This is a genomic window from Kitasatospora sp. NPDC018058, from assembly GCF_044327205.1.
In the GTDB taxonomy this organism is placed as follows: Bacteria; Actinomycetota; Actinomycetes; order Streptomycetales; family Streptomycetaceae; genus Kitasatospora.
In genome coordinates this window covers 91,775-103,584 of record NZ_JBIRFA010000014.1, presented here as the reverse complement: position 1 = coordinate 103,584, position 11,810 = coordinate 91,775, and the positions used below count along the sequence as shown (strand labels likewise).

Genomic DNA, 11,810 nt, shown 5'->3' with positions numbered 1-11,810 from the left:
GGCTTGAGCGGCGATCCATCGCACTGGACAATCGCAAAGAACTCAATTGAGGGACGGTGGGAGATGTCGGTGGAAACGTTCGACATGGTGGTGGCGGGGGGCGGCCCGGCGGGCTCGACCGTGGCTTCCCTGGTAGCCATGCAGGGCCACCGAGTATTGCTGCTGGAGAAAGAGGTATTCCCGCGGTATCAGATCGGTGAGTCGTTGCTTCCGTCCACCGTCCACGGGGTGTGCCGGATGCTCGGTGTCACCGAGGAACTCGCGGCGGCGAATTTCCCGGTGAAGCGCGGCGGTACTTTCCGGTGGGGGGCCAGGCCGGAACCGTGGACGTTCTCCTTCGCCGTGTCCCCGCAAATGACCGGGCCGACCTCGTTCGCCTATCAGGTGGAGCGGGCGCGGTTCGACGAGATCCTGCTGAACAACGCCAAGCGCAAGGGCGTGACGGTCCGTGAGGGCTGCTCGGTCACCGCAGTCGTGGAGGAGGGCGACCGGGTCACCGGCCTGCGGTACACCGACCCTGACGGCGGCGAGCACGAGGTCGCCGCACGCTTCGTGATCGACGCGTCGGGCAACAAGAGCCGGCTGTTCTCCAGCGTCGGCGGCACTCGCGACTATTCGGAGTTCTTCCGGAGCCTGGCGCTTTTCGGCTACTTCGAGAACGGCAAGCGACTCCCGGAGCCCTATTCGGGAAACATCCTGAGTGTCGCCTTCGACAGCGGCTGGTTCTGGTACATTCCGCTGAGCGATACGCTCACCAGCGTGGGCGCGGTGGTCCGCAGGGAGATGGCCGAGAAGGTCCAGGGGGACCGGGAAGCGGCCTACAGCGCCCTGATCGCTGAATGTCCGCTGATCTCGGAATACCTGTCGGACGCGACGCGGGTGACGGCCGGGAACTACGGGGAACTGAGGGTGCGCAAGGACTACTCCTACCTCCAGACGACGTTCTGGCGCCCGGGAATGATCCTCGTGGGCGACGCCGCGTGTTTCGTCGACCCGGTATTCTCCTCCGGCGTTCATCTGGCAACCTACAGCGCCCTGCTCGCCGCCCGTTCGATCAACAGCATTCTCGCGGGCGACCTGGACGAGAAGACCGCCTTGAACGAGTTCGAGGCCCGGTACCGCCGCGAGTACGGGGTGTTCTACGAGTTCCTCGTGGCGTTCTACGAGATGAACGTGAACGAGGAGTCGTACTTCTGGCACGCCAAGAAGGTCACGAACAACAAGCACTCGGAGTTGGAATCGTTCGTGGACCTGGTCGGCGGGGTGTCGTCCGGCGAGGCGGCGCTCGCGTCCCGGATCGCCAAGCACAGCGCCGAGTTCGCCGCGGCCGTCGACGACATGGCCGCCGGCGGTGACGGGGACATGGTGCCGATGTTCACGTCGCACGTGGTCAGGCAGGTGATGCAGGAGGGCGGCCAGGTGCAGATGAGGGCGGTGCTCGGTGAGGACGCCGCGCCGCCCGAGGAACCAGTGTTCCCGGGCGGGCTGGTGGCCTCGCCCGACGGGATGAAGTGGATGCCCTACCGTGGATGAGGCCGTACCGATCGTGCGACCGACGGCGAACTACATGAGGAGGACGCTCTACGATCCGCACGAGGACATGTTCGCCCTCAGGGCGCACGGCCCGCTGATCCGGATCGCGGGGAACGCGTCCGACCAGATGAGCGCGGACTACGTCTGGCAGGCCATGGGCTACGACGTGGTGCGCGAGATCCTCGGTGATCACGAGAACTTCACGACGCGGCTCCGGCTGACCGAGGCGGAACCGCTCAGCGGCGAAGGGGTGCCGGTCCCGCCGGAGCTGGCCGGACAGCTCTCGATCTACGATCCGCCCGAACACACGCGGCTGCGGCGGATACTGACGCCCGAGTTCACGGTCCGACGGATCCGCAGGCTCGAGCCCGCGATCGAGGGCATCATCGAGGAGCACCTCGATGCGATGGAGGCCGCGGGACCGCCCGCGGATCTCCAGGTGCTGTTCGCCGACCCGGTCGGCGGCGAGACCCTGTGCGAGTTGCTCGGGGTTCCGCGCGACGATCGAAGCGAGTTCATCCGCCGCGTCAGGCAGAACGTCGACCTCAGCCGCGGGTACAAGGCCCGGGCGGCGGACAGCGCGGCGTTCAACCGCTACCTGAACGCTCTCATCACCCGGCAGCGGAAGGAGCCCGACGAGGGGTTCCTCGGCATGCTGGTGCGTGAGCACGGCGAGCAGGTCAGCGACGAGGAGTTGAGGGGCGTCTGCACGGCGCTGATCCTCGGCGGCGTCGAGACCGTCGCCGGGATGATCGGCTTCGGGGTCCTCGCGCTGCTCGACCATCCCGACCAGAGGCAGCTGCTCTTCGCCTCCCGCGAGGAGGCCGACCGCGTGGTGAACGAACTGCTGCGCTTCCTCTCGGCCGTGCAGCAGCCGACTCCGCGCATGGCCGTCAAGGATGTCGTCGTCGACGGGCAGCTGATCAAGGCGGGGGAGTACGTCCTCTGCTCGATTCTCATGGCCAACCGGGACGAGGGGTTGACGCCGGATCCCCATCTCCTCGACGCGAACCGCGAACCGCTCCCGCATGTCGGATTCGGGCACGGCATCCATCACTGCGTGGGCGCCGCGGTGGCGAGGGCGGTGCTCCGCATCGCCTACCAGGCCCTGTGGCGACGGTTCCCCGGACTGAGCCTGGCCGTGCCCGCGGAGGAAGTGAAGTTCCGCAACGCGTTCATCGACAGCCCGGACCGGTTGCCGGTCACCTGGTAGCGGACGCCACGACGGATTAGCGATCAATCGAGGGACGGTGGGAGATGTCGGCGGAAGCGTTCGACGTGGTGGTGGCGGGGGGTGGGCCGGCGGGTTCGACCGCGGCCACCTTGGTGGCCATGCAGGGCCACCGGGTGCTCCTGGTGGAGAAAGAGGTCTTTCCGCGGTACCAGGTCGGTGAGTCGTTGCTCCCGTCCACCGTTCACGGGGTGTGCCGGATGCTCGGCGTCACCGATGAACTGGCGGAGACGGACTTCCCGGTGAAGCGGGGTGCGACGTTCCAGTGGGGCACTCGGCCGGAACCGTGGGCCTTCTCCTTCGAGGAGTCATCGCGACTGACCGGCTCGACGTCCTTCGCCTACCAGGCGGATCGGGCGCGGTTCGACGAGATCCTGCTGAACAACGCCAAGCGCAAGGGCGTGGTGGTTCGTGAAGGGTGCTCGGTCACCGCCGTGGTCGAGGAGGGCGACCGGGTCACCGGCCTGCGGTACCTCGACCCCGACGGCGGCGAGCACGAGGTCGCTGCACGTTTCGTGGTCGACGCGTCAGGCCAGGGGAGCCCGCTGTTCTCCAGCGTCGGCGGCACCCGCGACCATGCGGAGTCCTCCCGCGGTCTGGCGCTGTCCGGCTACTTCGGGAACGGCTGCAAGCGGCTGCCGGAACCGCGTTCGGGTGACGCCCTGAGCGTGACCTTCGACAAGGGCTGGTTCTGGTACGTCCCGCTGTTCGGCGGGCTCACCAGCGTGGGTGCGGTGGTGCGCGGGGAGTTCGCCGAGAAGCTCCCGGACGACCGGGAGGAGGCGTTCAAGGCCCTGATCGCCGAATGCCCGACCATCTCGGACCTGCTCTCGGAAGGGATGCGGGTGACGGCCGGCAAGTACGGGAAGCTGCGGATCCGCGAGGACTACGCCTACCACCGGACGACGTTCCGGCGTCCGGGGATGGCCCTGGTGGGAGACGCCGCGTGTTCCGTCGACCCGCTGTTCTCCAGCGGCGTTCATCTCGCGACCTACAGCGCCCTGCTGGCCGCCCGTTCGATCAACACCGTCCTCGCGGGCGATCTGGACGAGGAGACCGCCCTGACGGAGTTCGAGGGGCGGTACCGCCGCGAGTTCAGGGCGTTCTCCGAGTTCATCGCGGCGTTCCACGCGATGACCGGCGACGAGCACCCGGACCCGGAGTCGTTCGTGGATCTGGCCGCCGGAGTGTCGTCCGGCGACGAGGTGCTCGTGGCACGGGGCGAGGGGGCGGTCGCGCCCGGGGGACCGATGGTCCCGGGCGGGCTGGCGGTCTCGCCCGACGGAATGAAGTGGATTCGATCGTGAGGAGCAGAAGTGACTGAGGAACGGTTCTTTCTCCGGTCCGACACCATCATCGAGCCATTGGTCGACCGGTTCTACGCCCAGCTGTACACGATGGCTCCCGTAACCGGCGCCATGTACCTGGCCTTCCGGCAGCTCCCGATGCTGGAGTCGTACCTACAGACCCCGGACTGGCACTTCTCGGGCAGCCGCGACCCGAAGTTCCGCGGCGGATTCTTCGTCGGCATCGAGGGGGAGCGGAAGGGCGAGGTCGAGGCGCTGCTGGCGGCCATCCGGCGCGACCGGGCGGACATCATCCGGTTCGCCCATGCGATCGCGGAGGCCGAGAAGATCGTCCGGGAGGAGGCGACCGGCTACGACCTCAGGCCGCTCTACCCGAAGCTCCCCGCCGAACTGGCGGGCCTGGTGGAAGTCTCCTATGACACCGGCAACGCGGCCTCGCTGCACTTCCTGGAGCCGCTCGTCTACCAGAGCAAGGCCTACGCCGAGGACCGCCAGTCGGTTCAGCTCTCGCTGGAGTCAGGCATCGAGCGGCCGTTCGTGATGAGCACCCCGCGGCTGCCCTCGCCCGACGTGCTGGAGCTGGACATCCCCTTCCGGCACCCCGGCATCGAGGAACTGTTCCGCTCCAGGATCCGGCCCACCACCTTGGCCGCGCTCCGCGAGGCGCTGGAGCTCGGCGACGCGGAAGCCGCCCAACTGTCCCGCTTGCTGGTCGCGGAGCCGGGGCTGGCCGCCGACCGCCACGTCACGGCCGGTGCCAGGATCCGTTACCTGGGGCATGCCTGCCTCCTCCTGCAGACGCCCGAGGTGTCGATCCTCACGGACCCGTTCATCAGCGCCGACACCAGCGCGACCGGCCGGTACACCTATGACGACCTGCCCGACCACATCGACTACGTCCTCATCACCCACGGGCATTCCGACCATCTCGTGTCCGAGACCCTGCTCCAACTGCGCGGCCGGGTCGGCACGTTCGTTGTGCCGAGGAGCTCGCGCGGCAATCTGTGCGACCCGTCGCTGGCGCTCTTCCTGAAATGCCTCGGGCTCCCCGTCATCGAGGTGGACGACTTCGACGAGGTGGCCTTCCCCGGCGGGAAGATCGTCGCCACTCCGTTCTTCGGGGAGCACGCCGATCTCGACATCCGTGCCAAGGCGACCTACTGGATCCGTCTCGGCGGGAAGTCCGTTTACGTGGGAGCGGACTCCTCCGGCATCGATCCGGTCCTCTACCGCTACGTCCGCCGGCACCTCGGACCGGTCGACATCGCCTTCCTCGGCATGGAGTGCGACGGTGCGCCGATGAACTGGAAGTACCAGCCGCTGTTCACCACGCCGATCCCGAAGAAGATGAGCGAGACCCGCAAACTGTCCGGCTCCAACGCGGAACAGGCGAGCGCGATCGTCACCGAGCTGGGCGCCGAAGAGGTGTACATCTACGCCATGGGCGAGGAGAGTTGGCTCGGCCATGTGATGGCCACCAGCTACAACGAGGACTCCTACCAGCTCCAGCAGATCGCCGAGTTCGAGGAATGGTGCTCGCGCAAGGGAGTCAAGTCCGGGCACCTGCTCGACCGGGCCGAATGGCACTGGTCGTAGCCGAGCGGAACAGGAACCGGATGCCTGTTGTTCGCGACAGGCACGGACTTCCGAGGTCACGGAGTTCTCCACGCCCCGCGATCCGAGTGGAAGACCGTGCCTGCCGCAAGGCACGCATGCATCAAGGCTAGGGGCCGGCAGATATCGTCCGCGTGTCGAAAACCGCATACGTGCCGGCAACGTCCGGTCGTCTTCTCTTGTGACATGTCTCGAACCCAGCCCTCAGCGCGAACGACGACCCGGAGACCCCCCGTCGGGTGGCCACCGCGACGACGTCTCCTCACGTTTCGGGAGCGAGGGCAGACGATGACAGACGTGGACACGGCCGAGACCGGGCAGTGCGGCCCGGCGGCCGACGACGAAGGAACCCGGCCTGCGGGCGGCTCCCGGCCGGGCCGGTGGAAGCGCGGCCCGGTACTCACGACGTGCGCGCTGCTGCTCGGCCTGCTCCTGCTGCTGCACGGGCGGCTCCCGAACTGGGCCGGTCTGGGCAGTCTGGTGGAGACCTTTCTGCCGTGGTTCGGCCTGTTGGTCCCGGTGCTGCTCGCCGGGGCGCTGTGGCGCCGCTCCGCCTCCGCGGTCGTCGCGCTGCTGCTGCCGGTCACCGTCTGGCTGAACCTCTTCGGCGGGCTGCTCGACGACAAGTCCCACCAGGGCGGCGACCTCACGGTGGTCAGCCACAACGTGGACGCCGACAACCGTGATCCGGCCGGCACCGCCCGCGACCTGGCCGCCTCCGGTGCGGAGGTGCTGGCGCTCGAGGAGCTGACCGACCGGTCCACGGGCACGTACGAGACGGAGCTGGCGAAGGCGTACCCGTACCACACCGTGCAGGGCACGGTCGGGCTGTGGAGCAAGCTGCCGCTGTCCGACACCCGGCCGGTCGACGTCCTGTGGGGCACGGTCGGGCCGTCGACCGAGAAGCCGCGGCCCGGGGACGTTCCGGTGGAGCCGCCTCGCGCGCTGCGCACCACGGTGGCCGCCGCGAAGGGGCCGCTGGCGGTGTACGTGGTGCATCTGGGTTCCGTGAGGGTGATGCCCAGGGGCGGTTTCTGGACGGACACGCGGGACGTCGGCGCGACGAAGCTCGCCCGGGCAGTCGCCGCCGAGCGCAGCGAGCGGGTGCTGGTGCTCGGTGACTTCAACGGCACCATGGACGACCGCGCCTTCGACGGCCTCACCTCGCAGCTGCGTTCGGTCCAGGACGTGGCCGGGGACGGGTTCGGCTTCAGCTGGCCGACGGAGTTCCCGGTGGTGCGGATCGACCAGATCCTGGTCCGCGGTGTGGACCCGAAGAGTGCCTGGCTGTTGCCGGCCACGGGCAGCGATCACCGGCCGGTGGCGGCCGGAATCAGCTGGTAAAAGCCGCGAGCCGCCAGGTGGTGACATATCGTCAGCGTATCGAGAATCGCATACACCCAGGCAACACCCCGATAGATTGACTGGCGACATGTCCTACAACTCCTCCAGCGAACCACGTCGAACTGCGGCCGGGACAGCAGCAGCCGGGAATCCGGTCGTCAGGCCGATCAGCGCCGCCGAGCACCTGGCGTTCGTGCGGGCCCAGCGGTCGGTCAGCTTCCTGCAGACCCCGGCGTGGGGCCGCGTCAAGACCGAGTGGCGCAGCGAGTCCCTCGGCTGGTTCGACGGTCGGCGACTGGTCGGCGCCGGGCTCGTCCTGCACCGCCCGGTGCCGCGGCTCGACCGTTTCACGCTGGCGTATCTGCCCGAGGGTCCGGTCATCGACTGGAGCGGTGAGATCGGTGCGTGGCTCGATCCGCTGGCGGCGTATCTCAAGGAGCACGGCGCGTTCGCGATCCGGCTTGGCCCGCCGGTGGAAACGGACAGCTGGAGCGCCGCCCAGGTCAAGGAGGGCATCGCCGACCCGGGCGTCCGGCGGCTGACCGACCTGCCGGCACAGGGGGGCGACCCGGTCGGCGCCCGCGTGAGCAGCAGGCTCAAGGACGCGGGCTGGCTGCCGCAGAACCCGCTGGACGGGTTCGGGGTCGGGCATCCGCAGTTCAAGTACGTGGTCCCGCTGGCGGGCAGGACCGAGGACGAGCTGTTCAGGGGCATGAACCAGCAGTGGCGCCGCAACATCAAGAAGGCGGCCAAGGAGGGCGTCGAGGTCACGGTCGGCGACGGGGGGCCGGAAGACCTGAAGGCGTTTCACGACCTCTACGTCCACACCGCCGAGCGCGACCACTTCACGCCCCGTCCGCTGCGCTACTTCGAGACCATGTTCGCGGCGCTGAGCGCCGAGGACCCCGAGCGGATCAAGCTCTACCTGGCCCACCACCAGGGCGACTTGGTCGCCGCCACCGTCCTGGTCCGCGTCGGGGCCCACGCGGTGTACTCCTATGGCGCCTCCGCCACCGCGAAGCGCGAGGTGCGGGGCTCCAACGCCTGCCAGTGGGCGATGATCCGCGACGCGCTCGCGGCCGGCTGCGACGTCTACGACCTGCGCGGCATCACCCCCACCCTCGACGCCGACGACCCGCACGTCGGCCTTGTCCAGTTCAAAGTCGGCACCGGCGGCCGGGCGGTGAGGTACGTCGGCGAGTGGGACCTGCCGCTGCGACCGGTGGTCTACCGACTCTTCGACCTCTACATGAGGCGGCGCGGACGCTGAACCGTACAGCCGCCTACGCGAGCGCGGCGGCGACTTCGTCGAGGCGCGCCCCGCGGGAAGCCTTGACCAGGACGACATCGCCGGCGGCGAGGCGGTCGCGCAGCCAGTCGACGGCCGCGTCGTTGTCGGCGATGACCACCGACCGCTCTCCCGCACCGTCGGCGATCGGCCGGGCTCCCTCGCCGACGGCGGCCACCACGTCGGCCCGGGCGGCGGCGTACGCCCCGACGGATCGGTGCTCCGCCTCGCTGTCGTCGCCGAGTTCGAGCATTTCGCCGAGGACGGCGATGCGGCGCCCGCCCTCGATGGCCGCCAGCGCGTCCAGGGCGGCGCGGGTCGAGTCGGGGTTGGCGTTGTAGGAGTCGTTGATCAGCGTCGCCCCGCAGGCGAGGTCGCGCGACTCCATCCGCCACGGCGACAGCGAGGCGGTGGTCAGCGCCGCCGTGGCCAGGTCGAGGGGAACCCCGGCCGCACGTGCTGCCGCCGCGGCGGCCGAGGCGTTGAGGGCCTGGTGGGCGCCGACGAGTGGCAGCGTGAGGTGAGCCGAGGCGGCGGCGGTCCGCAGCGTGCAGGACGGCCGGCCGAGCCGGTCGAGGGTCAGGTCGAGTACCCGTACGTCGGCGTGGGCCGCCCGGCCGAAGGTCAGCACCGGACCGTCGGTGAGCGCGCGCATCGCGGCCGCTCGGGGATCGTCGGCGTTGAGGACCGCGGTGCCGCCGGGCGCAAGCCCCTGCACCAGTTCGCCCTTGGTCCTGGCGATGGCGGCGCGCGACCCGAACTCGCCGAGGTGGGCCAGGCCGACGTTGAGGACGACGGCGATGTCGGGCGCGACCAGGCCGGTGAGCTTGGCGATGTCGCCGATGTGGCGGGCTCCCATCTCCAGGACGAGGAACCGGGTGGCCGCCTGGGCGCGCAGCATGGTGAGCGGCACACCGAGCTCGTTGTTGAACGAGCCGGCCGTGGCGACCGTCCGCCCGGCGCCCGAAAGCACGGCTGCCAGCAGGTCCTTGGTGCCGGTCTTGCCCTGCGAGCCGGTCACCCCGACGACGGTCAGTCCGTCGCGTAGCCGGGCCACGACATGGGCGGCGAGCATCTGCAGCGCGGTCTGGACGTCCTTGACGACGACGGTGGGCAGCGCCGTGGGCCGGGAGCCGAGCACGGCCACCGCACCGGCCCGCCCGGCCTGTTCCGCGTAGTCATGGCCGTCGGCATGCTTGCCGGCGAAGGCGACGAAGAGGCCGCCCGGCTCGGCCCGTCGGCTGTCGAGCACGGCTGGCGCGGTCACGGTCACGGAGCTGTCGCCCTCGGCCGTTCCGCCAACGATTTCGGCGATCTCACCGAGGCTGAGCGGGATCACGCCGGTTCCCCGGAGGCCGTGCCTGGTGTTGGGTAGGTCATGCCTCCAGTCAAGGGAGCGGGACGTATCACGGGCATATCGAAAACCACATACGCTCCGGATACGGCATGCCGCCTTGACTGGGGGCATGACCCACAGCGAAAGGACCCGTATCACCATGTACGGGTGCGGTCCGGACGAAGCCGTTCTGTTCCGCGAGCTGGCGCCCGGCTTCGGTGTGCTGCCGGCCATCACCGACGCACCGGTGTCCGAAGCCAACAGTGAACTGGCCTCCGGCAGCCGGTGCATCAGCGTCGGCCACAAGACTCCCGTCACCCGTGCCACGCTGCGCGCCCTCGGTGGAGTCGGCGTGGGCTACATCTCCACGCGGAGCATCGGGTACAACCACATCGACGTGGAGTACGCGGACAGCATCGGCATCTTCGTCCAGAACGTCTCCTACTCGCCGGACAGCGTGGCCGACTACACGCTGATGCTCATGTTGATGGCGGTACGGGACGCGAAGGGCATCGTCCGTCGCACCGACGCGCACGACTACCGACTGAGCGATGTGCGCGGGAAGGAACTGCGCGATCTGACGGTCGGCGTGATCGGGACGGGCCGTATCGGTGCGGCGGTCCTGGAGCGGTTGCGGGGCTTCGGTTGCCGCGTTCTGGCCCATGACAACCGTCCGGTGAGCCACCCCGGTTCCACTGTCGAGCACGTTCCGCTCGACGAACTGCTGCGGCGGAGCGACCTGGTCACGCTGCACGTGCCGCTCACCGCGACCACGCACCATCTGCTGGACCGGCAACGCCTGGCGCGGATGAAGGACGGCGCGGTGATCGTCAACACCGGACGTGGTGGGCTCATCGACACCGAGGCCCTGGTACAGGAACTGGAGATCGGCAGGCTGGGCGGCGCGGCGCTGGATGTCGTCGAAGGCGAGGAAGGCGTCTTCTACGCCGACTGCCGGGACAAACCCATAGAAAGCAAAGCGCTGTTGCGGCTGCAGGAGCTGCCGAACGCGCTCGTCAGTCCGCACACCGCCTACTACACGGATCACGCCCTGCGCGACACCGTGGAGAACTCTCTCACCAACTGCCTGGCATTCGAAAGCAGGAATCAGCATGGCTAGGTTGAAGGTCGGCATCATCTTCGGGGGCCGTTCCGAGGAGCACCTCGTCTCCGTCAAGTCCGCGCGAGAGGTGGCCCGGAACCTGGATCTCGAGAAGTACGAACCCTTCTACATCGGGATCACGAAGAGCGGTGCCTGGAAGCTCTGCGACGGGCCCGACGGGGAATGGGAGAACGGCAACTGCCGCCCCGTCGTGCTGTCGCCGGGCAGCGACGTGCACGGACTGCTCACTCTGGAGCAGGGGTGCTACGGAACGATCCGTCTGGACGTCGTGCTGCCCGTGCTGCACGGCAGGCTCGGCGAGGACGGCGCGATGCAGGGTCTGCTGGAACTCTCCGGCATCCCCTACATCGGCTGCGACGTCCAGAGTTCCGCTCTGTGCATGGACAAATCCCTTGCCTATGTCGTCGCCAGAAGCGCCGGAATCGCCACGCCGAATTTCTGGACCGTCACGGCGGACGAGACCATCGATCCCGCCCGGCTCACCTATCCGGTCTTCGTGAAGCCGGCCCGATCGGGATCGTCCTTCGGCGTCACCAAGGTGTCCCGGGAAGAGGAACTTCCGAGTGCGGTGGAAACGGCACGGCAGTACGACTCGAAGGTGCTGATCGAAGAGGCTGTCGTCGGCAGCGAGATCGGCTGCGCCATCCTCGGGAACGGGTCGGATCTCGTCGCGGGTGAAGTGGACCGGATTGCACTGTCGCACGGATTCTTCAGGATCCATCAGGAAGACTCCCCCGAGACCGGTTCCGAGAACTCCGTGGCAGTCGTTCCCGCCGACATCCCCGAGGAGTCACGGCTGCTCGTCCAGGAGGCGGCCAAGGCCGTGTACCGCGCCTTGGGGTGCAGCGGTCTTGCGCGGGTGGACATGTTCCTCAAGGAGGACGGACAAGCAGTCCTCAACGAGGTCAACACCTTCCCCGGAATGACCTCGTACAGCCGTTATCCGAGAATGATGGCGGCCGCGGGTATTCCGCTCTCCGAGGTGATCGACCGGGCCGTCTCCCTCGCCTTGACAGGGAAGATCCGATGAAGTC

Annotated in this window: 9 protein-coding genes; 8 read left to right on the top strand and 1 reads right to left on the bottom strand. The window is 68.5% G+C overall.

The window, feature by feature from the left end:
* Positions 1 to 63: 63 nt before the first annotated feature.
* The 6 genes from ACH4E7_RS21140 to ACH4E7_RS21115 all read left to right on the top strand — a co-directional run bounded on the left by ACH4E7_RS21140 (position 64) and on the right by ACH4E7_RS21115 (position 8,299).
* Positions 64 to 1,533, top strand: coding sequence for a tryptophan halogenase family protein (locus ACH4E7_RS21140; protein WP_396250546.1), 1,470 nt, complete (start codon positions 64 to 66; stop codon positions 1,531 to 1,533).
* Complete coding sequence (locus ACH4E7_RS21135; RefSeq protein ID WP_396250545.1) at positions 1,526 to 2,746, top strand: cytochrome P450; 1,221 nt, start codon at positions 1,526 to 1,528, stop codon at positions 2,744 to 2,746. The genes ACH4E7_RS21140 and ACH4E7_RS21135 overlap by 8 nt, the downstream gene beginning before the upstream one ends.
* 44 nt (positions 2,747 to 2,790) lie before the next feature.
* A complete protein-coding gene (locus ACH4E7_RS21130) occupies positions 2,791 to 4,071 on the top strand; it encodes an FAD-dependent oxidoreductase (RefSeq protein ID WP_396250544.1) in 1,281 nt (426 codons plus the stop codon).
* Between the two features lie 9 nt (positions 4,072 to 4,080).
* On the top strand, positions 4,081 to 5,667 hold the full coding sequence (locus tag ACH4E7_RS21125) for an MBL fold metallo-hydrolase (RefSeq protein WP_396250543.1): 1,587 nt from the start codon (positions 4,081 to 4,083) through the stop codon (positions 5,665 to 5,667).
* A 306-nt stretch (positions 5,668 to 5,973) separates the two neighbouring features.
* On the top strand, positions 5,974 to 7,029 hold the full coding sequence (locus ACH4E7_RS21120) for an endonuclease/exonuclease/phosphatase family protein (RefSeq protein WP_396250542.1): 1,056 nt from the start codon (positions 5,974 to 5,976) through the stop codon (positions 7,027 to 7,029).
* Between the two features lie 88 nt (positions 7,030 to 7,117).
* Entirely contained in the window at positions 7,118 to 8,299 is a 1,182-nt protein-coding gene (locus ACH4E7_RS21115; protein ID WP_396250541.1) for a lipid II:glycine glycyltransferase FemX, read from the top strand.
* Between the two features lie 13 nt (positions 8,300 to 8,312).
* Here the strand turns inward: ACH4E7_RS21115 and murF are convergent, their stop codons facing one another.
* Positions 8,313 to 9,656 carry a UDP-N-acetylmuramoyl-tripeptide--D-alanyl-D-alanine ligase gene (murF, locus tag ACH4E7_RS21110; protein ID WP_396250540.1) on the bottom strand — a complete coding sequence of 448 codons (1,344 nt, stop codon included), beginning with the start codon at positions 9,654 to 9,656 and terminating at the stop codon, positions 8,313 to 8,315.
* A 127-nt stretch (positions 9,657 to 9,783) separates the two neighbouring features.
* Between murF and ACH4E7_RS21105 the strand changes: the two genes are divergently transcribed.
* Positions 9,784 to 10,773, top strand: a complete 990-nt coding sequence (locus tag ACH4E7_RS21105; protein WP_396250539.1) for a D-isomer specific 2-hydroxyacid dehydrogenase family protein — start codon at positions 9,784 to 9,786, stop codon at positions 10,771 to 10,773.
* Positions 10,766 to 11,806, top strand: coding sequence for a D-alanine--(R)-lactate ligase VanA-Sc (gene vanA-Sc, locus ACH4E7_RS21100; RefSeq protein WP_396250538.1), 1,041 nt, complete (start codon positions 10,766 to 10,768; stop codon positions 11,804 to 11,806). The genes ACH4E7_RS21105 and vanA-Sc overlap by 8 nt, the downstream gene beginning before the upstream one ends.
* Positions 11,807 to 11,810: the final 4 nt, after the last annotated feature.